At 73.6% G+C, this 22,707-nt stretch carries 22 protein-coding genes and 1 riboswitch; of the genes, 10 read left to right on the top strand and 12 right to left on the bottom strand.

Features of this window, described 5'->3' with window-relative positions; all coding sequences use genetic code 11:
• The first annotated feature begins 108 nt into the window (after positions 1-108).
• Together IG64_RS33905 and IG64_RS33900 are read left to right on the top strand one after the other, a co-directional pair.
• The gene (locus IG64_RS33905) at positions 109-738 is read left to right on the top strand and encodes a TetR/AcrR family transcriptional regulator (RefSeq protein WP_037863471.1); all 630 of its coding nucleotides are present in this window, start codon (positions 109-111) and stop codon (positions 736-738) included.
• Positions 739-1,166: 428 nt separating this feature from the next.
• Entirely contained in the window at positions 1,167-2,669 is a 1,503-nt protein-coding gene (locus IG64_RS33900; protein WP_037863469.1) for a phytoene desaturase family protein, read from the top strand.
• A 288-nt stretch (positions 2,670-2,957) separates the two neighbouring features.
• On the opposite strand, the gene IG64_RS33895 is transcribed toward IG64_RS33900, so the two are convergent.
• From IG64_RS33895 to IG64_RS33870, 6 genes are all read right to left on the bottom strand, one after another.
• A complete protein-coding gene (locus IG64_RS33895) occupies positions 2,958-3,986 on the bottom strand; it encodes a hypothetical protein (RefSeq protein WP_037863467.1) in 1,029 nt (342 codons plus the stop codon).
• A 56-nt stretch (positions 3,987-4,042) separates the two neighbouring features.
• On the bottom strand, positions 4,043-4,966 hold the full coding sequence (gene metF, locus IG64_RS33890) for a methylenetetrahydrofolate reductase [NAD(P)H] (protein WP_037863464.1): 924 nt from the start codon (positions 4,964-4,966) through the stop codon (positions 4,043-4,045).
• A 141-nt stretch (positions 4,967-5,107) separates the two neighbouring features.
• Positions 5,108-5,767: a thiamine phosphate synthase gene (thiE, locus tag IG64_RS33885; RefSeq protein ID WP_037863463.1), complete on the bottom strand. Its 660-nt coding sequence runs from the start codon at positions 5,765-5,767 to the stop codon at positions 5,108-5,110.
• Between the two features lie 171 nt (positions 5,768-5,938).
• On the bottom strand, positions 5,939-6,304 hold the full coding sequence (locus IG64_RS33880) for an Rv2175c family DNA-binding protein (RefSeq protein WP_037863461.1): 366 nt from the start codon (positions 6,302-6,304) through the stop codon (positions 5,939-5,941).
• A gap of 78 nt (positions 6,305-6,382) precedes the next feature.
• Positions 6,383-7,612, bottom strand: coding sequence for an NAD(P)/FAD-dependent oxidoreductase (locus IG64_RS33875; protein ID WP_199811708.1), 1,230 nt, complete (start codon positions 7,610-7,612; stop codon positions 6,383-6,385).
• 176 nt (positions 7,613-7,788) lie between these two features.
• Positions 7,789-8,130: a hypothetical protein gene (locus IG64_RS33870; protein WP_037863459.1), complete on the bottom strand. Its 342-nt coding sequence runs from the start codon at positions 8,128-8,130 to the stop codon at positions 7,789-7,791.
• A 52-nt stretch (positions 8,131-8,182) separates the two neighbouring features.
• Positions 8,183-8,294, top strand: a riboswitch (TPP riboswitch).
• Between IG64_RS33870 and thiO the strand changes: the two genes are divergently transcribed.
• The 5 genes from thiO (at position 8,292) to IG64_RS33845 (ending at position 13,578) form a co-directional block, all read left to right on the top strand.
• Positions 8,292-9,458, top strand: a complete 1,167-nt coding sequence (gene thiO / locus IG64_RS33865) for a glycine oxidase ThiO (RefSeq protein ID WP_037863456.1) — start codon at positions 8,292-8,294, stop codon at positions 9,456-9,458. (Overlaps the previous riboswitch by 3 nt.)
• On the top strand, positions 9,455-9,667 hold the full coding sequence (gene thiS, locus IG64_RS33860; RefSeq protein ID WP_037863453.1) for a sulfur carrier protein ThiS: 213 nt from the start codon (positions 9,455-9,457) through the stop codon (positions 9,665-9,667). The genes thiO and thiS overlap by 4 nt, the downstream gene beginning before the upstream one ends.
• 3 nt (positions 9,668-9,670) lie before the next feature.
• Positions 9,671-10,465 carry a thiazole synthase gene (locus tag IG64_RS33855; protein ID WP_037863451.1) on the top strand — a complete coding sequence of 265 codons (795 nt, stop codon included), beginning with the start codon at positions 9,671-9,673 and terminating at the stop codon, positions 10,463-10,465.
• A 211-nt stretch (positions 10,466-10,676) separates the two neighbouring features.
• Complete coding sequence (gene pknB / locus IG64_RS33850; protein ID WP_037863449.1) at positions 10,677-12,617, top strand: Stk1 family PASTA domain-containing Ser/Thr kinase; 1,941 nt, start codon at positions 10,677-10,679, stop codon at positions 12,615-12,617.
• 61 nt (positions 12,618-12,678) lie between these two features.
• On the top strand, positions 12,679-13,578 hold the full coding sequence (locus IG64_RS33845) for a deoxyribonuclease IV (RefSeq protein ID WP_037863448.1): 900 nt from the start codon (positions 12,679-12,681) through the stop codon (positions 13,576-13,578).
• A 90-nt stretch (positions 13,579-13,668) separates the two neighbouring features.
• Here the strand turns inward: IG64_RS33845 and IG64_RS33840 are convergent, their stop codons facing one another.
• Complete coding sequence (locus tag IG64_RS33840; RefSeq protein WP_037863447.1) at positions 13,669-14,325, bottom strand: sulfite oxidase-like oxidoreductase; 657 nt, start codon at positions 14,323-14,325, stop codon at positions 13,669-13,671.
• 182 nt (positions 14,326-14,507) lie between these two features.
• On the opposite strand from IG64_RS33840, the gene bfr reads away from it, so the two are divergent.
• Entirely contained in the window at positions 14,508-15,026 is a 519-nt protein-coding gene (gene bfr, locus IG64_RS33835; RefSeq protein ID WP_037863445.1) for a bacterioferritin, read from the top strand.
• 28 nt (positions 15,027-15,054) lie between these two features.
• Here the strand turns inward: bfr and IG64_RS33830 are convergent, their stop codons facing one another.
• The 3 genes from IG64_RS33830 to IG64_RS33820 form a co-directional block, all read right to left on the bottom strand.
• Complete coding sequence (locus IG64_RS33830; RefSeq protein ID WP_037863443.1) at positions 15,055-15,336, bottom strand: (2Fe-2S)-binding protein; 282 nt, start codon at positions 15,334-15,336, stop codon at positions 15,055-15,057.
• A gap of 179 nt (positions 15,337-15,515) precedes the next feature.
• Positions 15,516-16,868, bottom strand: coding sequence for a class II 3-deoxy-7-phosphoheptulonate synthase (locus IG64_RS33825; RefSeq protein ID WP_037863441.1), 1,353 nt, complete (start codon positions 16,866-16,868; stop codon positions 15,516-15,518).
• 96 nt (positions 16,869-16,964) lie between these two features.
• Positions 16,965-18,341: a glycoside hydrolase domain-containing protein gene (locus tag IG64_RS33820; RefSeq protein ID WP_078884376.1), complete on the bottom strand. Its 1,377-nt coding sequence runs from the start codon at positions 18,339-18,341 to the stop codon at positions 16,965-16,967.
• Here IG64_RS33820 and IG64_RS43390 point away from each other — a divergent pair.
• The gene (locus IG64_RS43390) at positions 18,340-18,402 is read left to right on the top strand and encodes a trp operon leader peptide (RefSeq protein WP_107474434.1); all 63 of its coding nucleotides are present in this window, start codon (positions 18,340-18,342) and stop codon (positions 18,400-18,402) included. The two genes, IG64_RS33820 and IG64_RS43390, sit on opposite strands and share 2 nt — an antisense overlap.
• A 142-nt stretch (positions 18,403-18,544) precedes the next feature.
• Positions 18,545-20,425, top strand: coding sequence for an anthranilate synthase family protein (locus IG64_RS33815; protein WP_037863440.1), 1,881 nt, complete (start codon positions 18,545-18,547; stop codon positions 20,423-20,425).
• Here the strand turns inward: IG64_RS33815 and IG64_RS33810 are convergent.
• Together IG64_RS33810 and IG64_RS33805 are read right to left on the bottom strand one after the other, a co-directional pair.
• Entirely contained in the window at positions 20,377-21,372 is a 996-nt protein-coding gene (locus tag IG64_RS33810; protein WP_037863438.1) for a 2-hydroxyacid dehydrogenase, read from the bottom strand. The two genes, IG64_RS33815 and IG64_RS33810, sit on opposite strands and share 49 nt — an antisense overlap.
• 223 nt (positions 21,373-21,595) lie before the next feature.
• Positions 21,596-22,624 carry a 6-phosphofructokinase gene (locus IG64_RS33805; RefSeq protein WP_037863436.1) on the bottom strand — a complete coding sequence of 343 codons (1,029 nt, stop codon included), beginning with the start codon at positions 22,622-22,624 and terminating at the stop codon, positions 21,596-21,598.
• Positions 22,625-22,707 lie beyond the last annotated feature (83 nt).

Genomic DNA, 22,707 nt, shown 5'->3' with positions numbered 1-22,707 from the left:
CGCCCGCCCCCCCTGCCGCAGCCGCCCCCGCCCCGCCCGCCGGCCGACGCACTGGTGACGCCGGTGGCGCCGGTCGGCGGGCAACGTGCTCCTGTGACAATCAGGGCCATGGAAAGCAGCAGCGCCACGTCGGGCGGCCGTACCCGCCGCGAGGCCACCCGGCAGAAGCTCTACGAGGCGGCCGTCACCCTCATCGCCGAACAGGGCTTCTCCGCGACCACGGTGGACGAGATCGCCGAGCGGGCCGGGGTCGCCAAGGGCACGGTCTACTACAACTTCGCCAGCAAGTCCGTCCTCTTCGAGGAGTTGCTGCGGCACGGCGTGGGCCTTCTCACCGCCTCCCTCCAGCAGGCGGCCGAGGGCGCGGCACGGGAGGGCGGCGGCCGGGTCGACGCGCTGGACGCCATGATCCGGGCCGGCCTCGTCTTCATCGACCGCTATCCCGCCTTCACCCAGCTGTACGTGGCGGAACTGTGGCGCACCAACCGGGCCTGGCAGTCCACGCTCATGGTGGTCCGGCGGCAGGCGGTCGCGGTCGTCGAGGACGTGCTGCGCGACGGGGTGGCGAGCGGCGAGTTCAGCGAGGAGATCGATGTGCCGCTGACCGCCGCCGCGCTGGTCGGCATGGTGCTGGTGGCCGCCCTGGACTGGAAGGCGTTCCAGCCGGAGCGCTCCCTGGACGACGTCCACGCCGCGCTGTCCAGGCTCCTCCAGGGCAGGGTGAGCGGCCTCCGCTGAGACGAGGGCGCCGGTGCGCCGTGGCCGCGTCACCGCGGGCCACCACGCACCGGCGCCCCTCCTGCTCCCCCGAACCCGTTCCCCCGTGTCCCCCGTTCCCCCGTCGGACCCCGTTCGGTCGGCTCCGGGCTCCCCCGTGCCTCGCTCCCGCCGACGCGAGCCGGCGGAAGGAGCGGTCCAGGGCGGCGCCGTTCCGCCGCCCCGTGCCGGCGGTACCGGTGCCGTGCCCCTTCCCGTGCCTCCACTCTCTCGTCCGCGCAGGTCGGGGCCCATCCGCGCAGGTACTCATCTCGCCGCCTAGGTACAGGTACTCAGCCCTGCGCGCAGGTCCCCGGGCACCCGCCCCACCCGTTGTGAGCCAGCCGGAAAGCCGCTGGTCACCGGCCCCAGGGCCGGGATTGTCAGCGGTGGTCGCTAAAGTCGCGGGCATGGCAGGGATTGCGGTGATCGGCGCCGGGACGGGCGCGATGGCGGCGGCTGCCCGGCTGGCCGTCGCGGGCCACCGGGTGACGGTGTACGAGCGGACGGAGACGTACGGCGGGGCGGTGCGCCGCTTCGAGCGCGACGGTTTCGCCTTCGACACCGGTCCCGGCCTGCTCCCGCTGCCCGCGGTCTACCGCGACCTGTTCGTGAAGACCGGCAAGGAGCCCCTGGAGGACCGCGTCGAGCTGGTCCAGGTCGACCCCGCGGCCCGGCACGTCTTCGCGGACGGCACCGAGGTCTCCCTGCCGAACGCGTCCCGCGCGGGTGTCGTCGCGGCCCTGGACGAGGCACTCGGCGCGGGCGCCGGGCAGCGCTGGGGCGATTTCCTGGTCCGGGCGCGCGAAGCCTGGGACCGCACCCGCCGCCCCCTCCTCGAAGAGCCGCTGTGGCCCGACTGGCAGGTGCTCGCCGAGCGGGAGCCCTATCCGGCGGTGCCGCACAAGCGTCTGCTGCGCACCCGGCGGGCGGGCACGCTCGCGGAGGTCGGTGCCTGGGAGCTGCGCGATCCGCGCCTGGCCGCGCTGCTGGAGAGCCACGCCCTCGCGTACGGCCTCGATCCCCGGACCGCTCCGGCGAGCGCCGCCGTGCTGCCGTACATGGAGCACGCGTTCGGCATGTGGTACGTCCGCGGCGGACTGCGGGAGCTGGCCCGGGCGGTGTACGAGCGGTGTGTGGCGCGCCGGGTCGAGTTCGTCTTCGGCGCCGAGGTCACGCGGATCACCGAGAAGGACGGCCGCGTGACGGGCGTGGAGCTGGCCACGGGGGGCACGGCGGACGCGGAGTACGTGGTCGCCGGTGTGGCGCCCGGGACGCTGAGCGGCCTCACCCCCGGGGCGGCGCTCCGGGGCGAGGGCGCGGTGCCGCCCCAGCGGGGCGCGCCGAGCCGGCTGACCGTGCTGCTGGCGTTGCGCGGTGGCCGTCCCGAGGGGACGGCCCACCGCACCGTCGTGCACGCGCGGGACCGCGACGCCGAGTTGGACGGCCTGTTCGGCACGGCTCCGGTGGCGGCTTCGGACGCGACCGTCACCGTGCTGCGTCCCGGTGACCCGGCGCTGGTGCCCGACGCCGCCCACGAGGCGGTCACGCTCACGGCCACGGTCCCGGCGGGCGAGATGGAGCAGGGGTCCGTGGAGGACCGTGTCGCGCGGATGATCGGGGTGGCCGACCGTGCCGTGCCCGGTCTCCGCGACCGGTTGCTGTGGCACGAGGTGCGCACCCCCGCCGACATCGAGCGGGTGACGGGCGCCGCGGGCGGCGCCGTGCCCGCACCGGCGCTGGCCTCGGCCGGCGGGCGGCTGCTGCACCCGGCGAACTCGACGCGGGTCGAGGGCCTCTACACGGTGGGCGGCTGGTCCCATCCCGGGGGCGGTCTGCCGCACGCCGGGATGTCGGGGGCGCTGGTGGCCGGACTCGTCGTCGAGGGACCGGAGTTCCGCGGCTCCCAGTGAGCCCGCACGGGACCGGACGCCCGGCGCGAGGCCGATGGTCCGACGCGAGGCCCGCACCTCGGCGCGGGACCGATGGTCCGGCGCGAGGCCGGCTCCCCGGCGCGGCCCGGTGGTCCGGCACGGGACCGGAAGCCCCGCAAGCGACCGATCGCCCGGCACGGACCCCGAAGCCCGGTCGGAAACCGGAACCCAGGTGGGAGACCAGAACCCCGGTGGGAACCGGAACCCCGGTGGAAAACCGGAACCCCGGTGCGGAACCGGAAGCCCGTCGGAACTCGTGAGGCCGTTTCAGAAACGGTACTGCTCGTCGTGGCCCGCGCCGTGCTGTCCCTGGCCCTGTCCCTGGCCTTGCCCTGGGGCGGTGCCGCCCTGGCCGTTGCCCTGGTACGGGTAGGTCTGCTCCGCCGGGAGTTCCCCGCCGTAGGGGTCATCGGCGCGCTGCTGCGGGACCCACACCCCGCCGGCCGGGGTCTCCCCGCCGTACCCGCCCGGGGCGTACGGCTCCTGGGTGCCGTAGCCCTGCTGGCCGTAGCCGCCGGTGTAGGGGGCGCCGTCGTAGGTCTGGGTGCCGATGTACGGGTCCGAGTAGGCGGCGTACTGCTGCTGGCCCGTGCCGTCGTAGCCGTAACCCTGCTGCGTGTACCCGGAGTAGTCGTACCCGTAGCCCGCGTCGGAGCCCTGGGCGGTGGTGGCGTACGGGTCCGGGGTGGCCCCGCCGGACTGGCCGGACTGGCCGGACTGGCCGCCGAAGTCGCCGTAGACGCCGTAGGAGCCGGTGTCGTCGGGCAGGGGCTGGGGCGCGTACACCGCCGTGGACTCGGCGGCCGTGGGCTCCAGGGGGCGGGCGGGGGTGAAGACGTCGTCGTGCTCGTCGTCGTCGCGCCCGTACGCCGGGCCGCCGTGCACGGACCGGCCGTCCGCGCCCTCCGCGTCGGCCGGCCCCTCCTCGCCCACCGGCTCGGCGGATGCGCCGTCGACGGCGTCAGGGCCCGCGGCGTCGGGGGCCGGGTCCTTGCGGCCGCCCCGGCCGCGGCGGCGCTTGCTGCCGGTGGCCTCGGCGCCCGGGTGGCGCACCGCCCAGCCCGCGACGAAACCGCGGCGGAAGGACAGCGTCACGAAGGTCTGCCCGACGGCGAACGCGATCGCCCCCAGGGCGATCACCAGGACGGAGGGCATCAGCACACCGAGCACGACGCAGAGGAAGCCGCCGAAGGCGAGCAGCCGCCAGCGCAGGCGCGCCTTGTACTGCAACAGCACCTCGCCGAGCAACCACAGCGCGACACCGCCGAACGCGATGTAGAGGACCGCCCAGCCCATGTACGCCCCTCTCCCAGTGGTCGCTCCGCAGTGTGTCGTACAGGGGTGCGACCGGTCTAGGCCTGCGGCGGGTGGTGCAGACCCAGGTTCTCGTAGATTTCCAGTGTCGCCGTGGAGTTGTTGAGCGTGATGAAGTGCAGCCCGGGCACTCCTTCGGCCAGCAGCCGCGCGCAGAACTCGGTGGCGAAGTCGATGCCAATGGAGCGTACAGCGGCCGGATCGTCCTTCGCCGCGAGGATCCGCTCTTTCAGGGCGTCCGGGAAGGCCGCGTTGGTGAGGGACGGGATCCGCGCGAGCGTCTTGGCGCCGGCGATCGGCATGACCTCGGGGATGATCGGCGTCTCGCAGCCGGCGGCGGCGACCCGGTCGCGCAGCCGCAGGTAGTCCTCCGGGTGGAAGAACATCTGTGTGATGGCGTAGTCGGCGCCCGCGCGGCACTTGTCGACGAAGTGGCGGACGTCGGTCTCCGCGTCGGCGGAGCGCGGGTGCATCGCGGGGAAGGCCGCGACGCCGACGCAGAAGTCGCCGGACGTCTTGATCAGTTCGACGAGTTCGGCGGCGTAGCGCAGTCCGCGGGGGTGCGGCACCCACTCGCCCATCGGGTCGCCGGGCGGGTCGCCGCGCAGTGCCAGCATGTTGCGGATCCCGGCGTCGGCGTACTGCCCGATGATGTTGCGCAGGTCGGCCACGGAGTGGTCGACGGCGGTGAGGTGGGCGATCGGGGTGAGGGTGGTGTCCGACGCGATGGCCTCGGTCGCCTTGACCGTGCCCGCGCGGGTCGAGCCGCCCGCGCCGTAGGTCACGGAGACGAAGTCGGGCGCCACGGCCTCGACCCGGCGCAGCGCGTTCCACAGGTTCCGCTCGCCCTTCGGGGTCTTGGGGGCGTAGAACTCGAAGGAATACGTCGTCTTGCCGGTCGCGAGCATGTCGCGGACGGTGCGGGCGTGGTCCGACCTGGTGGATGCGGTGCCGAGGGCCATACCCGCAGGTTAGCCAGGGTGTGGCGGTCCCCCAACCGAACGCTGGTGTTTTGCCCGATTTGCCGACTTGTTGTCCACTCCGTGGACACTTCGGCGCACCGGCTCCCGGGGCGCCCCGGTGATCGCCGGCGGTCGGCCCGGTCAGGCCTGCCGCAGCCGCTTCGAGAACTCGGCCGCGGCCGCTCCCGGGTCGTCGGCCTCGGTGATCGCCCGCACCACGACGACGCGCCGGGCGCCCGCCTCCAGCACCTGGTCGAGGTTGCCGAGGTCGATGCCGCCGATGGCGAACCAGGGGCGGTCGGTACCGAGGGAGGCGGTGGAGCGGACCAGGTCGAGGCCGGGCGCGTGACGGCCGGGCTTGGTCGGGGTGGGCCAGCAGGGGCCCGTGCAGAAGTAGTCCACGCCGTCCTGCGCGGCGGCCGCGGCGGCCTCGGACCCGGCGTGCGTGGAGCGGCCGATCAGGACGTCGTCACCGAGGATCGCGCGCGCGGCGGGGACCGGCAGGTCGCCCTGGCCGAGGTGCAGCACGTCGGCGCGGGCGGCGTGTGCGACGTCCGCGCGGTCGTTGACCGCGAGCAGCCGGCCGTGGCGGGCGCAGGCGTCGGCGAACACCGCGAGGTGCTCCAGTTCCTCCCCGGCCTCCATGCCCTTGTCGCGCAGCTGCACGATGTCGACGCCGCCCGCGAGCACGGCGTCCAGGAACTCGGGCAGGTCGCCGCGGTCCCTGCGGGCGTCCGTGCACAGGTACAGGCGCGCGTCGGCCAGGCGGGCGCGGGCGGCGGCTGCGGCGGTGTCGGACATGCGTGGGTCCCCCCGTGGTGGGTTGCGGTGGTTTCGACGGCGTACGGGCCGCGGCTCCGGGGCCCGGGCGGGGCCCGGTCCACGGCGGCGGCACCCGCACGCCGGACGAACGGTTCGGTCCGGGCAGCGGGCGGCCCTGCCGGCGGGCCGCCCTGTCGGTGGCGCCCGGGGTCAGACGGCGAGCGCCTGGGCGCGGCGCTTCACCTCCGTGCCGCGATTCTCGCTCAGGGCTTGGGCGGGGGTGCCGGGCAGGGTCGGGTCGGGGGTGAAGAGCCACTCGATCATCTCTTCGACCGTGAAGCCGTCGTCCCGCAGGAGCGTCAGGGTCCCGGACAGGCCCTTGACGACCTTGTCCCCGTCGATGAAGGCGGCGGGGACGTGCAGCGCGCGGTTCTCACCACGGCGTACGGCGATGAGCTGGCCCTCCTTGACCAGCTGCCGCACACGCGTCACGTCGACGCCGAGCATCTCGGCGATGTCGGGCAGGGTCAGCCAGGCGGGGACGAGCGCATCGGTCTTCGCGTCAATCTCGGTCACGGGACCAAGCGTGCCATCTGCCACTGACACTCGGAAGCCGACCCCGTCCACCTGGGCGGAGACCGTCCGGCGAGCGGGCTACGCGGTGGCCGCCTTCAGCGGCCTCGACGGGTCCGCCAGCAGCCCCGCGTCCATCACCGCACCGGCCTCGATCAGCCGTCGGCCCTGGGCGAGATCCCGCGGGCGGCCGACCGCCAACAGGGCGACCAGCCGGGTGTCGCGCAGCCAGCACACCGTCCAGGCCGGGCCGGAGGGCTCGCCGCGCCAGACGGTGGCGTCGGCCGCGGTGTGGTGGCCGGCGTACTGCACGAAGCGGCCGAACTGCTCGGACCAGAAGTACGGCACCGGGTCGTAGACGGCCGGGGTCAGGCCGATCACGTTGGCGGCGACCGTGCGCGGGCCCTGGAGCGCGTTGTCCCAGTGGTGGACGAGCAGGCGTTCGCCGTACCGGCCCGACGGGAAGGAGGCGCAGTCGCCGACCGCGTACACGTCCGCCGCGCTGGTGCGCAGGTGGTCGTCGGCGAGCACCTCTCCGCGCTCGCCCAGCTCGACGCCGGAGCCCGCCAGCCACGCGGTCGCGGGGCGGGCGCCGATGCCGACGACGACGGCGCCCGCGGGCAGCCGTGACCCGTCGTCGAGCACGACCGCGCCGGGCTCGACGCGTGCCACGCGCGCGCGGGTGCGCAGCGCGGTGCCGCTGTCGGCGTACCAGGCGGTCATCGGAGCGGCCACCTCGGCGGGCAGCACACCGGCCAGCGGCCGGTCGGCGGCCTCCACGACCGTCACCGCGCAGCCCGCCTCGCGCGCGGCCGTGGCGAACTCGGCGCCGATCCAGCCGGCGCCGACCACGACGACGTCGTGCTGCTCGGCGAGGACCGGCCGCAGCCGTTCGGCGTCGTCCAGGGTCCGCAGCAGGTGTACGCCGGGGACGTCCTCCGCGCCGGGCAGCCGCACCGGCTCGGCGCCGGTGGCGAGGACGAGGACGTCGTAGGGGACGGGTCCCTCGGAGGTGTCGAGCACATGCGCCTCCGAGCGGACGGCCAGGGCCTCGCAGCCGAGCCGCAGCTCCAGGCCGAGCGCCTCGAAGTCGACGTCGAAGGCGGACCCCTCGGCCTTGCCGAGCAGGACGGCCTTGGACAGCGGTGGCCGGTCGTAGGGCTGGTGGGGTTCGGCGCCGATCAGGGTGATCGTGCCGGTGAAGCCCTGCTCGCGCAGGGCGACCGCGGTCTGCACACCGGCCATGCCCGCGCCGGCGACGACCACGCGCCGCGGCTGAGCCGTGCCCTGTTCCTGCGTCTGCTCGCTCACCTGATCACCATAGTCAGCTGACGTTCAGTCAGTCAGGGGGCGTGCGGAGTGACGTGCTCCACAACGCCCGCCGCGTCCGTGTCACACGGTCGAGGCCGTGCCACGCCCGCCGATTCCCTGTCACCCGGCCGAGGTCATGTCATGCCCCCGCCGGAGCCGCGCCGCGCCCGCCGCCGTCAGTCACCCACCTGTTCCACCACGCTCGTGCCGCTCCCCGCCTGCGACTCCCACTCCCACGTCTCCTCCAGCCGCACCCGGCCGTCGGGCAGTTCGACCACCGTGGAGACGCAGTGCCCCGAGGAGGTCGTGCCGTCGTGCTTGAGCTGGACGTAACGGAAGTCGAGCCGGTCGCCCTCCCTGGTGCCCACCAGGTGACCGCGGACGACGTCGCCGCCCGCGTACTCGGCCCATATCTCCCCGCCCCGTTCGTGGTAGGTGAAGCGGGTCCGGGTGCCCACCTGGCCGGGGGCCTGGTCGGCGACGGGGGCGAGGACGAGACCGTCCAGCGAGGGCGGCATACGGGAGGCTCCCTTACAAAAGCGCTGCTCCAAGGACTAGGGTGGCCACCGTACAAGCACTCGCGGGAGCCCGGACGCACCGGGCTGAGAGGGAGGCTGGCGGCCTCCGACCGTACGAACCTGATCCGGGTCATGCCGGCGAAGGGAGGGGCTGGACGCCCATGTCGTTGCCACGTACGTCTGACGTCCTCGTCGTCGGGGGCGGGATCATCGGGCTCGTGACCGCCTGGCGCGCGGCCCGGCGTGGGCTCTCCGCGGCCGTGGTGGACCCCGAGCCGGGCGGCGGTGCGGCGCAGGTGGCCGCCGGGATGCTGGCCGCCGTCACGGAACTGCACTACGGCGAGGAGACCCTGCTCGGCCTGAACCTGGCCTCGGCCCGCCGCTACCCGGACTTCGCGGCCGAGCTGACCGAACTGACCGGCCACGACCTCGGCTACCGCAGGTGCGGCACGCTGGCCGTCGCGCTGGACGCCGACGACCGCGCCCACCTGCGGGAACTGCACGCCCTGCAACGCCGCTCGGGGCTGGAGTCGGAGTGGCTGTCGGGGCGCGAGTGCCGGCGCCTGGAGCCGATGCTCGCGCCGGGCGTGCGCGGCGGGCTCCGGGTGGACGGCGACCACCAGATCGACCCGCGGCGGCTGGCCGCCGCCCTGGTCGTGGCCTGCGAGCACGCGGGCGTGGTCTTCCACCGCGCCTGGGCCGAGCGGCTCACCGTCGAACGGGAGCGGGCCACGGGCTGCGTGCTGCGCGAGGGCACCGCGCTCGGCGCCGGGCAGGTGGTACTGGCCGCCGGCAGCCTCAGCGGACGCCTCGCGGGGGTCCCGGACGACCTGCTGCCGCCGGTGCGGCCGGTGAAGGGGCAGGTGCTCCGGCTGACCGTGCCGCAGCGGTACGCGCCGTTCCTGAGCCGCACGGTGCGGGCCGTGGTGCGCGGCGGCCACCTCTACCTGGTGCCGCGGCTCAGCGGCGAGCTGGTCGTCGGGGCCACCAGCGAGGAACTGGGCTGGGACACCACGGTGACGGCGGGCGGCGTCTACGAGCTGCTGCGCGACGCGCACGAGCTGGTGCCCGGCATCACCGAGCTGCCGCTGACCGAGACCCGCGCCGGGCTGCGCCCCGGCTCCCCCGACAACGCGCCACTGCTCGGCCCGACCGGTCTGGACGGACTGCTGGTGGCCACCGGGCACTACCGCAACGGTGTGCTGCTCACCCCGGTCACCGGTGACGTCATGGCGCACGTCCTGGCCACCGGCGAGCTGCCGGACGAGGCCCGCCCCTTCAGCCCGCGGCGTTTCCACGCCGCCACCCTCACGGAGCAGCCCGCATGAGCACCCCCGTCCGCATCTCCGTCAACGGCGAGCCGCGCGAGTTCGCGCCCGGCACGGCCCTCGACGCCGTCGTACGGACCCTGACCGCGGCGCCCTCGGGCGTGGCCGCCGCCCTCAACGAGACCGTCGTCCCGCGCGACCGGTGGCCCTCCACGGCCCTGGCCGAGGGCGACCGCGTCGAGATCCTCACCGCCGTCCAAGGAGGCTGACCCATGGCCGACGACCCCTTCGTCCTCGGTGGTACGTCCTTCACGTCCCGGCTGATCATGGGCACCGGCGGTGCGCCCAGCCTGGACGTTCTCGAACGCTCCCTGGTGGCCTCGGGCACGGAGCTGACCACGGTCGCGATGCGCCGGGTGGACCCCTCCGTGCACGGCTCCGTGCTGTCCGTGCTGGAGAAGCTCGGCATCCGGGTGCTGCCCAACACGGCGGGCTGCTTCACGGCGGGCGAGGCGGTGCTCACGGCCCGGCTCGCCCGGGAGGCGCTCGGCACCGACCTGGTCAAACTGGAGGTCATCGCCGACGAGCGCACCCTGCTGCCGGACCCGATCGAACTGCTGGACGCGGCGGAGACCCTGGTCGACGACGGCTTCACGGTGCTGCCGTACACGAACGACGACCCGGTGCTCGCCCGGAAGCTGGAGGACGTCGGCTGCGCCGCGGTCATGCCGCTGGGCTCGCCCATCGGCTCCGGGCTCGGGATCCGCAACCCGCACAACTTCCAGCTGATCGTGGAGCACGCGCGCGTGCCGGTGATCCTGGACGCGGGCGCCGGCACGGCCTCGGACGTGGCGCTGGCCATGGAGCTGGGGTGCGCGGGCGTGATGCTCGCCTCCGCGGTGACGCGGGCGCAGGAGCCGGCGGTCATGGCCGAGGCGATGCGGCACGCGGTGACGGCCGGCCGCCTGGCCCGGCTGGCGGGCCGCATCCCGCGGCGCCACTTCGCCGAGGCCTCGTCCCCGGTGGAGGGCCTGGCCGACCTGGACCCGGAACGCCCGGCCTTCTGAAGCCGGTCAGGCGCCCCCGGTCTTCCGCGGCCCCCCTCGCACAGGGAGGGGGCCGCGATTGCCGCCCGAGAACGCGCCTCGCCTGCGCGCCCCGCGCACGCCCCCGGCTCGCCGCCCGCGCGCGTGGGAAGCGTCACAGGTCGGCTGCAGTCCCGCCGCGGAGCGCCGCTCGGCGGCTCGGGTGTCCGTGGCGGCTCGTAGACTCCCCTGCGTGGATACGACCCTTCAGGACCCTCTCGTCGGGCAGGTGCTCGACGGCCGGTATCGCGTCGACGCGCGGATCGCCGTCGGCGGGATGGCCACGGTCTACCGGGGCCTGGACACCCGCCTGGACCGGGTGCTCGCCCTCAAGGTGATGCACCCGGCGCTCGCCGCCGACGGGTCGTTCGTGGAGCGGTTCATCCGGGAGGCCAAGTCGGTGGCCCGCCTGGACCACCCGAACGTCGTGCAGGTCTTCGACCAGGGCACCGACGGGTCGTACGTCTACCTGGCCATGGAGTACATCGCCGGCTGCACGCTGCGGGACGTGCTGCGCGAGCGCGGGGCGCTGCAGCCGCGGGCCGCGCTGGACATCCTGGAGCCGGTGCTCGCGGCGCTCGGCGCGGCGCACCGCGCCGGGTTCGTGCACCGCGACATGAAGCCGGAGAACGTCCTGATAGGGGACGACGGCCGGGTCAAGGTCGCCGACTTCGGACTGGTCCGGGCCGTGGACTCGGTCACCAGCACCACCGGCGCCGTCCTCGGCACCGTCTCCTACCTCGCCCCCGAGCAGATCGAGCAGGGCACCGCCGACCCCCGGGTCGACGTGTACGCGTGCGGTGTGGTGCTGTACGAGATGCTGACCGGCGCCAAGCCCCACCCGGGCGACAGTCCCGCCCAGGTGCTGTACCAGCACCTGCACGAGGACGTGCCGGCCCCGTCCGCCGCGGTCCCCGGGCTGCCCGTCGGACTGGACGAGCTGGTCGCGGCGGCCACCGCGCGCACCCCGGACGTGCGGCCGCACGACGCGGTGGCGCTGCTCGCCCGGACCCGGCAGGCCCGGGCGGCGCTCACCGCGCAGCAGCTGGACGCCCTGCCGCCGCAGGCCCGCAGCGCTGAGCACGACAACGCGCAGGACCGCACGAGCGTGATCCCGCGCGCGCTGACGATGCCGCGCCCGCTGCCCGTCAACGAGGACGACGAGGACGCCGCGGCGGGGGCCGCGCTGCACCGCACCAGCCGCCTGGAGGCGCCCGCGGCCCTCGCGCCCCGGCGCCCGGCCCGGCGGCCCCGGCGGCTGGTGCTGACGGTCGTCGCCGCCGTACTGCTCGTCCTCGCCCTGGGCGGGGGCGTCTGGTACATCAACTCCGGCCAGTTCACGAAGGTGCCGCCGCTGCTGGCGAAGACCGAGGCGCAGGCCCGCGAGCGGCTCAGGGACACCGGTCTCGACGTCAAGGACGTCAAGCACGCCTACAGCGACACCGTCAAGCGCGGCACGGTCATCAGTACCGACCCGGCGGCGGGCGCCCGGATCCGCAGCCACGACTCGGTGACCCTCACCGTCTCCGACGGCCCGGAGACCGTGAAGGTGCCGGACCTCGGGGGCCGCCCGCTGGACGAGGCCCAGGACCTGCTGAGGAAGGCCGGGCTGGAGCCGGGCATGGTGAGCCGCGCCTTCAGCGAGGACGTAGAGGCGGGCTCGGTGATCAGCACGGACCCGGGGACGGGCACCGCGCGCCACGCGGGCTCGGCGATCGCGCTCGTCGTCAGCAGGGGCCGCCCGGTGGACGTGCCGGACGTCACGGGCGAGGACCTGGACCAGGCGAAGTCCGACCTGGAGGACGCGGGCCTGAAGGTGACGATCGCGTCCGAGCAGGTCAACTCCGAGTTCGACAAGGGCCAGGTCGCGCGGCAGACGCCGGGACCCGACGGCAGGGCGGCCGAGGGCGACACGGTCACGCTGACGCTGTCCAAGGGCCCGGAGATGGCCGACGTCCCCGACGTCACGGGCGACAGCGTCGACGACGCGAAGAAGGCGCTCCAGGACGCCGGTTTCCAGGTCGAGGAGGACCGCGGGCTCCTCGGTCTGTTCGGCGACACCGTCAAGAAGCAGTCGGTGCGGGGCGGCGAGCAGGCGCCGAAGGGCTCGACGATAAAGATCACCATCAGGTGACGAGACGGGGATCACGACGGTCCGCGGCCACCGGCCACGGGCCGCATGACACCCTGAACGGGTGAGCAGTCAGCAGTCCCCCGCTTCCCCTCCCCGCACGGGCGCCGCCCGCAATCCGATCGGCGGCCACGTGCCGGTGGCCGGCGGCCTCCACTCCGTGGGCCTGTCCTACGCCCGTGAGCTGGAGGCCGAGACCGTGCAGGTCTTCGTCGCCAACCCGCGCGGCTGGGCCACGCCCACCGGCGACCCGCGCCAGGACGAGGCGTTCCGCGCGGCCTGCGCCGAGGCGTCGGTCCCGGCGTACGTCCACGCGCCGTACCTGATCAACTTCGGCTCGCACACCGAGGCGACCGTGGAGCGCTCGGTCCACTCGCTGCGGCACTCGCTGCGGCGGGGGCGGGAGATCGGCGCACTCGGGGTCGTCGTGCACACCGGGAGCGCCACCGGCGGCCGGGACCGCGCACCGGCCCTGAAGCAGGTACGGGAGCACCTGCTGCCGCTGCTCGACGAGCTGACCCGTGAGGACGATCCGTACCTGCTGCTGGAGTCGACCGCCGGACAGGGCGCGTCGCTGTGCTCGCGCACCTGGGACTTCGGACCGTACTTCGAGGCCCTGGACGCCCACCCGAAGCTGGGCGTGTGCCTGGACACCTGCCACATCTTCGCCGCCGGGCACGACCTGACCGGCCCGGACGGCATGCACCAGACGCTCGACCTGCTGGTGGACACGGTCGGCGAGGGCCGGCTGAAGCTGATCCACGCCAACGACTCCAAGGACGTGGTGGGCGCCCACAAGGACCGGCACGAGAACATCGGCGGCGGCCACATCGGCGAGGATCCCTTCCGCGCCCTGATGACCCACCCGGCGACCGCGGGCGTTCCGCTGGTCATCGAGACGCCCGGCGGCAAGGAGGGGCACGCCGCGGACGTGGCCCGCCTGAAGAAACTCAGGGACGGCTGAGCCGCGCCCGCACCCGGCGAGGGCCGGACCCCGGTCCGGACTCACGCCCGACCAGCCGCGTCCCGGGGCGCACGCGTGCCCCGTCCCCGGTCACAGCCCCGGGCCGTCGCCCGGTCCCTCCTGGTAGGAGTAGCGCTGTTCCCGCCAGGGGTCGCCGATGTTGTGGTAGCCGCGTTCCTCCCAGAAGCCGCGGCGGTCCGCGGTCATGTACTCCACGCCGCGGACCCACTTGGGGCCTTTCCAGGCGTACAGGTGGGGGACGATCAGGCGGAGCGGGAAGCCGTGCTCGGCGGTCAGCAGTTCCCCGTCCTTGTGGGTGGCGAACAGCGTCCCGTCGGCGGTGAAGTCCGTCAGGCGCAGGTTCGAGCTGAAGCCGTACTCCGCCCAGACCATCACATGGGTGACGTCCGGCGCGGGCGGGGCGATGTCCAGGATCGTACGGGCCGGGATGCCGCCCCACTCGGCGCCGAGCATGCTGAACTTCGTGACGCAGTGCAGGTCGGCGACCACGGTGGTGTACGGCAGGGCCGTGAACTCGTCGTGGTTCCAGCAGTGCTTCTCGCCGTCGGCGGTGGCGCCGAAGACCCGGAAGTCCCAGCGCTCGGGCCGGAACTTCGGCACCGGGCCGTAGTGCGTGACCGGCCAGCCCCGCTGCAGCCGCTGACCCGGCGGAAGCCCCGGCTGTGCCGCTGCTCCCGGCGCTGCTCCCGACGCCTCCCCAGATGCGCGTTCCACCGGCTGACCCATGCCTCCATCCTGACAGACCGGGCGGGGTGCGCAGGACCAGCCCCGCGCCGATACGGACAACTCGCACTAAGCGTGCACTTACTGGACGACCGTGGGTGCCGGTGAAATCATGCGGCGGATATCGGTCTATACCGGCCCGTATCCGTCCAGTCAGCCCCCGTCAGCCAGAAGGAGTTACCCGCATGCAAGGCGACCCCGAGGTCATCGAACTGCTCAACGAGCAGCTCACCGCCGAGCTGACCGCGATCAACCAGTACTTCCTGCACGCCAAGCTCCAGGACCACAAGGGGTGGTCGAAGCTCGCGGAGTACACCCGGGCCGAGTCGTTCGACGAGATGCGGCACGCGGAGATCCTGACCGACCGGATCCTGCTCCTGGACGGTCTGCCCAACTACCAGCGGCTCTTCCACGTGCAGGTCGGGCAGACGGTGACCGAGATGTTCCGGGCCGACCGGCAGATCGAGGTGGAGGCCATCGACCGGCTGCGCCGGGGCGTGGACGTGATGCGCGAGAAGGGCGACATCACCTCCGCGAACGTCTTCGAGGCGATCCTGGCCGACGAGGAACACCACATCGACTACCTGGACACCCAGCTGGAACTGGTCGACAAGCTGGGCGAGGCGCTGTACCTGTCGACGGTCATCGAGCAGAGCCAGCCGGACTCGTCGGGCCCGGGCACCAGCGGCTTCTCCGCCCACTGAGGGGGCCTGTGGCCGGCCGGACGGACCGCTAGGCGGCGTCGCCCAGTTCCCCGGGGACCGCGTCGGCGGCCTGTGCGGCGGCGTCGGCCGCCTGGGGGCCGAGCTCCACGAACGCCGGGGCGCGCCGTTCGATCAGTTCCCGGCGCGGGCACGCGCCCCGGCCGAGCAGGGCCTGGATGCGGCGGACGCAGCCGCCGCAGTCCGTGCCCGCCTTGCAGGCCGAGGCGATCTGGCGGGGCGTGCAGGCGCCGCTCTCCGCGTGCTGCTTGACCTGCTGCTCGGTGATGCCGAAGCAACTGCAGACGTACACGTTCGGCTCACCTCCCGCCGGGATCGATCAGTGGTGCCGCCCCGACTTCTCGGTGAGGCAAACCTAACCTTACCTTTCGGTCCGGACCCGGGAAAGCGGGTGGGGCGCGGACCATGTGTGATCCGCGCCCCAGTCCGGCACCGACGGGCCCCGGGCTTCCGGCGGCCCCGGCGCGGCGCCTACTGGTCCCGGTACATCTCCGCGACGAGGAAGGCCAGGTCGAGCGACTGGCTGCGGTTGAGCCGCGGGTCGCAGGCCGTCTCGTAGCGCTGGTGCAGGTCGTCGACGAAGATCTCGTCGCCGCCGCCCACGCACTCGGTGACGTCGTCACCGGTCAGCTCGACGTGGATGCCGCCGGGGTGCGTGCCCAGCTCCTTGTGCACCTCGAAGAAGCCCTTGACCTCGTCGAGCACGTCGTCGAAGCGGCGGGTCTTGTGCCCGGAGGCCGCCTCGAAGGTGTTGCCGTGCATCGGGTCGGTCACCCAGGCCACGGTCGCGCCCGAGGCGGTGACCTTCTCGACCAGCTCGGGCAGCTTGTCGCGGACCTTGTCGGCGCCCATGCGGACGATGAAGGTCAGCCGGCCGGGCTCCCGGTCCGGGTCCAAGCGCTCGATGTACTGCAGCGCCTCCTCGGCCGTCGTGGTCGGGCCGAGCTTGACGCCGATCGGGTTGCGGATCTTCGAGGCGAACTCGATGTGCGCGTGGTCGAGCTGCCGGGTGCGCTCGCCGATCCACACCATGTGCCCGGAGACGTCGTACAGCTGCCCGGTGCGCGAGTCGGTGCGGGTGAGCGCGGACTCGTAGTCGAGCAGCAGCGCCTCGTGCGAGGAGTAGAACTCGACGGTCTTGAACTCCTCCGGGTCGGTGCCGCAGGCCCGCATGAAGTTCAGCGCGTTGTCGATCTCGCGGGCGAGCTGCTCGTAGCGCTGCCCGGACGGGGAGGACTTCACGAAGTCCTGGTTCCAGGCGTGCACCTGGCGCAGGTCGGCGTAGCCGCCGGTGGTGAAGGCGCGCACCAGGTTCAGCGTGGAGGCCGAGGCGTGGTACATCCGCTTCAGCCGCTCCGGGTCCGGGACGCGGGCGGCCTCGGTGAAGTCGAAGCCGTTGACGGAGTCGCCGCGGTAGGTCGGCAGCGTCACGCCGTCGCGGGTCTCGGTCGGCTTGGAGCGCGGCTTGGAGTACTGGCCCGCGATCCGGCCGACCTTCACCACCGGCACCGAGGCGGCGTACGTCAGCACGGCGCCCATCTGGAGCAGGGTCTTGAGCTTGTTGCGGATGTGGTCCGCGGACACCGCGTCGAACGCCTCGGCGCAGTCGCCGCCCTGGAGGAGGAACGCCTCTCCCTTGGCGACGGCCGCCATGCGGGCGCGCAGCTGGTCGCACTCGCCCGCGAAGACGAGCGGCGGATACGACTCGAGGTCCGCGATCACTGCGCGCAGAGCCTCGGCGTCGGGGTACTCGGGCTGCTGCGCCGCGGGCAGGTTTCGCCAGGTGTTGCCAGCGCTCGCGCTGGTCTTAGCGTTCACGGTCACACCACAAACACTACGGGGTCACTCAGCGGGTCCCTTCATCTGCTCATCAAGTGAGACGAACGGCGCTCGGTCGCGGACACCCCGCGCGCGCCCGGCTCACGCGCCGGTGCCCACGTCCAGCTGGTCCCGGTCGATGTTGATCTTCGCCCCGCCGTACGTCTCGGTCCGGTCGCCCGCGTACTGGTGGACCCGCTGCCCGTCGGCCCACAGGGCGGCGGGCAGGGCCGCGTCCGTGGTGACGGCCTCGTCGTTCCAGTGCGCGAAGTGGATCACGTCGGGCAAGGTGGTCCCGGTGGCGTTGCCGACCAGGTCGGCGACGAGGGACGAGACGCTGCCGTAGGCGCCGGAGCGGTAGCCCAGCTCGTGCAGCCGGCCGGTCCAGGCCTCCAGGTAGCCGAGGACCCGGGCGGTGACGGCGGCGCCGGGCGTGTACTGCTCCAGGTCGTTGTAGAGCACCGCGCCCTTGCCCAGCCCGAGCGCGCCGGCCTGGGCGGCCGCGTCCTCGGCCGCGGCCCTGCCCTGCGCCGCCGGGTCGGTGATGGCGGCGCAGTCGTCCGCGCAGCTCCCGGCGCCCGCGGAGGGCTGCGGGCCGACGTAGAGCGGCAGGACGCGCCAGCCCTTGGTGTACTGCGTGCGCACCCAGTCGGCGGTCAGGTTCGCCTGGGCGCAGCCGCGGTTGACGCCGCCGATGTAGATGCCGACGGCGCCGTAGGGCGAGCCGGCCTTCCAGGCGTCCATGGCGCTCTGGCCCGGCGCGGCGCAGGTGTCGAAGCCCTTTCCCCGGTGGGCGGTCGCGTCGGCGGGCAGCGCCGGGACGGACTGGGCGGGGTCGGTCACCGGGTCGGCCGTCTCGGTGCGGGCGGTGGCGACGGGCAGCCCGGCGCTGTCCAGCACCCGTTCGACCGTCGCCCGGTCGTCGCGGTAGGGGGCGGTGACGGCGATCCCCTCGGCGGCGGCCGTGGCGTGGAAGAGGTGGGCGGTGCGGTTCTCGGTGACGGCCGCCTTCGTGGTGGTGGCGGGCCGTACCCACAGGGCCTCGGTGCGGCCGGTGACCCGGGCCGGGCAGTCCTGGTTCCCGGCCGGGTCGCCGAGGTAGACGGCGTGCCGGTCGAAGCGGACGCAGGCCGTGGGGTCGGCGGTGAGGTCGACGACCTGCCAGTCGGCGGGGACGGTGAACGTGTGGCCGCGGTAGGCGACGTTCCTGGTCGCGCCGGACGCGGGGCCGGGGGCACCGCCGGACGCGGGGCGGGCGGCGGCCGGGAGGCAGGTGGCGCCGGCGGCCAGGGCGGCGCAGGCGGTCAGCGCGGTCAGGAGGACCAGGGCGCGGGGCGGGCGGGGTGCGGAGATGGTGTGCTCCTCGGTCGGGCGGGTGCGGACGCCCGCCGTCCTTCCACCGCCCGTGCCCGGCGGAAACCGGGTGTGGTGCGTCCGGGCGACCCGGCGTGCGGGCCGGATGCGGTAGGGTGCGGGCATGTTCGCGCACTCGACCCAGATCCAGAACTGGTGGTGGACCGCTTCTCCGGCGGCCCGCTGACTGCGCGTATCCCAGACTTCGCGAAGGCCGCCCGAGGGGCGGCCTTCGGTGTTTCCGGGGTCGTTCCTCACCGGCATCGATCACCGCGTCGGTCACCGCATCCGTGACCGCACCGGTCGCTCCCATCGACGGAAGAGGAACCATGGACCTGGCTCGGCTCCTGCACGACGACCGCCCCTTCGCGCTGCTCCGGCGCCGCACCCCGGGGCACGACCACGACCTGGTCGAAGTGTTCCTCGGCCCGGTGACCACGTGCGAGCGCCTCGCGGACCTGCCCGGCCAGGGCCTTGCGCTGGTGCCGTTCCGGCAGATCCGCGAGCGCGGTTTCGACGTCCGTGACGACGGCACCCCGCTGACGGTGCTGGTCCCCGAGGAGACGTACGCCCTCCCGCTCGCCGGGGCGCTGGCGCAACTGCCCGCGCACGAGGTCCGGGTGGAGGGCGGGGGCTTCGACGTCGGTGACGAGGAGTACGCGCGGATCGTCGACCGGGTGCTGCGCGAGGAGATCGGCACGGGCCAGGGCGCCAACTTCGTGATCCGGCGGACGTACGAGGGCGCGATCCCCGGATTCTCCCGGGCCGACGCGCTGGCGCTGTTCCGGCGGCTGCTGGAGGGCGAGCGCGGGGCGTACTGGACGTTCGTCGTGCACACCGGGGACCGGACGCTGGTGGGCGCGAGCCCCGAGGTGCACGTGCGGATGTCCGGCGGCACGGTCGTCATGAACCCGATCAGCGGCACGTACCGCTATCCCGCCGGGGGGCCGACCGCCGGGCACCTGCTCGGTTTCCTCGCCGACGGCAAGGAGATCGAGGAGCTGTCGATGGTCGTCGACGAGGAACTGAAGATGATGTGCACGGTCGGCGACATGGGCGGGGTCGTGGTCGGGCCGCGGCTGAAGGAGATGGCGCACCTCGCGCACACCGAGTACGAGCTGCGCGGGCGGTCGTCGCTGGACGTGCGCGAGGTGCTCAGGCAGACCATGTTCGCGGCGACGGTCACCGGGTCGCCGGTGCAGAACGCCTGCCGGGTCATCGAACGCCACGAGACCGGCGGACGCGGCTACTACGCGGGCGCGCTGGCGCTGCTCGGCCGGGACGCGGGCGGGGCCCAGACCCTGGACTCCCCCATCCTGATCCGGACCGCCGACATCGACGCGGCCGGCCGGCTGCGCGTCCCGGTCGGCGCGACGCTGGTGCGCGGCTCGGACCCGGCGGGCGAGGTCGCGGAGACCCACGCGAAGGCGGCCGGCGTGCTGGCCGCGCTGGGCGTAGGCCCCTCCCGGCCGCGCGCGGAGCGCGAGCTGCCCCGCCTCGCCGGCGATCCGCGGGTGCGGGCCGCGCTGGACGGGCGCCGGGCCTCGCTCGCGCCGTTCTGGCTGCGGATGCAGGAGGCGTCGGACGTACTGTCCGGACACGCCCTGGTGGTGGACGGCGAGGACACGTTCACCGCGATGCTCGCGCACGTGCTGCGCTCCTCCGGGCTGGACGTCACCGTCCGCCGCCACGACGAGCCCGGGCTGCGGGAGGCCGTCCTCGCCCACGAGGGCCCGGTCGTGCTCGGGCCCGGCCCCGGTGACCCCTCCGACCCGGCCGATCCGAAGATGCGGACGCTGCGCGCGCTGACCGCCGAGGTGATCGCCGGCCACCGGCACGGCCTGCTCGGCGTCTGCCTCGGGCACGAGCTGATCGCGGCCGAGCTGGGTCTGGAGATCGTCCGCAAGGAGGTGCCGTACCAGGGCGCGCAGACGGTGATCGACCTGTTCGGGCGTCCGGAGACGGTCGGCTTCTACAACAGCTTCGTGGCCCGCTGCGACGACGAGGCCCACGCCGAACTGGCCGCGCACGGCATCGAGGTGAGCCGCGGCGAGAGCGGCGAGGTGCACGCGCTGCGCGGCGCCGGCTTCGCCTCGGTGCAGTTCCACCCGGAGTCGGTGCTGACGCTGAACGGGGCGGCCGTGGTGACGGGCCTGGTGGGTCAGCTGTGCGGCACCAGCACGTTCTCCGAACGGCGGCCCGCCTTGTAGTCCAGGACGTTGCGCACCGTGGTGTCGACGATCTGCCGCAGGGCGTCCTCGGTGTAGTACGCCTGGTGGGAGGTGACCAGGACGTTGGGGAAGGTGACCAGGCGGGCGAGGGTGTCGTCCTCGATGGCCTCCAGGGACTTGTCGAGGAAGAACACGCCCTCCTCGGACTCGTAGACGTCCAGGCCGACGCCGGTGAAGCGGCCCTCGCGCAGTTCGGCGACGAGGGCCGCGGTGTCGACGAGGCCGCCGCGGCTGGAGTTCACCAGGATCGCGTCGTCCTTCATCGTCTTCAGGGCGCGGGCGTCGATCAGGTGCTGGGTCTGGGGCATCAGCGGGACGTGCAGGGAGACCAGGTCGGACTCGGCGAGGAGCTGGTCCTTGTGGACGTACTTCATGCCGAGTTCCATGCAGGACGGGTTCTCGGCGATGTCCCAGCCGAGCAGCCGCATGCCGAAGCCGTGGGCGATCCGGGCGAACGCCTCGCCGATCTTGCCGGTGCCGATCACTCCGGCGGCGCGGCCGTGCAGGTCGCGGCCCATCAGCCCGTCGAGCCGGAAGTCGAAGTCGCGGGTGCGGGTGGAGGCGCGCACGATGCGCCGGTTGACGGCGAGGGCGAGCGCCCAGGCGAACTCGGCGACCGCGTACGGCGAGTAGGAGGACACGCGGGCGACCGTCAGGCCGAGCCGTTCGGCGGCGTGCAGGTCGATGTTGTTGAACCCGGTGGAGCGCTGGGCGACCAGCCGGGTGCCGCCGGCCGCGAGGGTCTCCAGGACGCGGGCGCCCAGTTCGGCGTTGACGCTGGTGGAGACGATCTCGTAGCCGGCGGCGATGGGCGCGGTGTCCTCGTTGAGGAAGACGTCCAGGCAGCGGACCTCGTGGTGGTCCCGGAAGGCGTGCTCGATCAGGGGCTTCTCGTCGGCCTGCACTCCGAAGGCCAGGATCTCCACAGCGGCTCCCGTTCTGGTGGGACATGGGCCGAATGCGCCATATACCCGAATATACGGGGACGGACGACAGACGGCCCCTGCCCACGCGCGACCGGGCCGCACCACGGCCGTGCCGCGTCACGTCGCGACCGGACCGCACCGCGCGCGGCCCGCACCGTGACCGGACCCGCACCACGACCGGCCCGCACCGTGACCGGACCGGCACCGCGCCCGGGCCGCGCCGTCAGCCGAAGAAGACCCCCGCCTCCTCGTAGAGCTTCGGGTCCACGGTCTTCAGCTTCGCGGTGGCCTCGGCGATCGGGACACGGACGATGTCGGTGCCGCGCAGGGCGACCATCTTGCCGAAGTCGCCGTCGTGGACGCAGTCGACGGCGTGCAGGCCGAAGCGGGTGGCGAGCCAGCGGTCGAAGGCGCTGGGCGTGCCGCCGCGCTGGATGTGCCCGAGGACGGTGGTCCGGGCCTCCTTGCCGGTGCGCCTCTCGATCTCCTTGGCCAGCCACTCCCCCACCCCGGAGAGCCGGACGTGCCCGAAGGAGTCCCGCGACTCGTCCTTGAGCACCATCTGGCCGTCCTTGGGCATGGCGCCCTCGGCGACGACGACGATGGGGGCGTAGGACGCCTTGAACCGGGAGGTGATCCAGGCGCAGACCTGGTCGACGTCGAAGCGCTGCTCGGGCACGAGGATGACGTTGGCGCCGCCCGCGAGGCCGGAGTGCAGGGCGATCCAGCCGGCGTGACGGCCCATCACCTCGCAGACCAGGACCCGCATGTGGGACTCGGCGGTGGTGTGCAGCCGGTCGATGGCCTCGGTGGCGATGGAGACGGCGGTGTCGAAGCCGAAGGTGTAGTCGGTGGCCGACAGGTCGTTGTCGATGGTCTTGGGCACGCCCACGCAGGGCACGCCGTACTCGTCGCTCAGCCGCGCGGCCACACCGAGGGTGTCCTCGCCACCGATCGCGACGAGCGCCCCGACCTCCTGCTTGGCGAGGTTGTCCTTGATGCGCCGGATGCCGCCCTCCTGCTTGAGCGGATTGGTGCGCGAGGAGCCGAGGATGGTGCCGCCGCGGGGCAGGATGCCGCGGACGGCGGGGATGTCGAGGCGGACGGTGTCGTTCTCCAGGGGGCCGCGCCAGCCGTCCCGGAAGCCGACGAAGTCGTAGCCGTACTCCTGCACGCCCTTGCGGACGACGCCCCGGATGACGGCGTTGAGCCCGGGGCAGTCGCCGCCACCGGTCAGTACTCCGACGCGCATGGAAATGTCCCTTCGCCGCGGTTGCCTGGTGAAGGGCACGTTAATGGTGACCCACGTCACTCCGACATGGGCGGAAAAGTCAA

Source organism: Streptomyces sp. NRRL S-340 (genome assembly GCF_000720185.1).
Classification (GTDB): domain Bacteria; phylum Actinomycetota; class Actinomycetes; order Streptomycetales; family Streptomycetaceae; genus Streptomyces.
Note: the sequence above shows the minus strand (reverse complement) of the source record. Positions and strands in the feature narration are given on the sequence as shown.

Coding starts and splice junctions, on each gene's coding strand:
- IG64_RS33905 (WP_037863471.1), top strand. CDS start 109: ATGGAAAGCAGCAGCGCCACGTCGGGCGGCCGTACCCGCCGCGAGGCC.
- IG64_RS33900 (WP_037863469.1), top strand. CDS start 1,167: ATGGCAGGGATTGCGGTGATCGGCGCCGGGACGGGCGCGATGGCGGCG.
- IG64_RS33895 (WP_037863467.1), bottom strand. CDS start 3,986: ATGGGCTGGGCGGTCCTCTACATCGCGTTCGGCGGTGTCGCGCTGTGG.
- metF (WP_037863464.1), bottom strand. CDS start 4,966: ATGGCCCTCGGCACCGCATCCACCAGGTCGGACCACGCCCGCACCGTC.
- thiE (WP_037863463.1), bottom strand. CDS start 5,767: ATGTCCGACACCGCCGCAGCCGCCGCCCGCGCCCGCCTGGCCGACGCG.
- IG64_RS33870 (WP_037863459.1), bottom strand. CDS start 8,130: ATGCCGCCCTCGCTGGACGGTCTCGTCCTCGCCCCCGTCGCCGACCAG.
- thiO (WP_037863456.1), top strand. CDS start 8,292: ATGTCGTTGCCACGTACGTCTGACGTCCTCGTCGTCGGGGGCGGGATC.
- thiS (WP_037863453.1), top strand. CDS start 9,455: ATGAGCACCCCCGTCCGCATCTCCGTCAACGGCGAGCCGCGCGAGTTC.
- IG64_RS33855 (WP_037863451.1), top strand. CDS start 9,671: ATGGCCGACGACCCCTTCGTCCTCGGTGGTACGTCCTTCACGTCCCGG.
- IG64_RS33840 (WP_037863447.1), bottom strand. CDS start 14,325: ATGGGTCAGCCGGTGGAACGCGCATCTGGGGAGGCGTCGGGAGCAGCG.
- bfr (WP_037863445.1), top strand. CDS start 14,508: ATGCAAGGCGACCCCGAGGTCATCGAACTGCTCAACGAGCAGCTCACC.
- IG64_RS33820 (WP_078884376.1), bottom strand. CDS start 18,341: ATGCCCGCACCCTACCGCATCCGGCCCGCACGCCGGGTCGCCCGGACG.
- IG64_RS33815 (WP_037863440.1), top strand. CDS start 18,545: ATGGACCTGGCTCGGCTCCTGCACGACGACCGCCCCTTCGCGCTGCTC.
- IG64_RS33805 (WP_037863436.1), bottom strand. CDS start 22,624: ATGCGCGTCGGAGTACTGACCGGTGGCGGCGACTGCCCCGGGCTCAAC.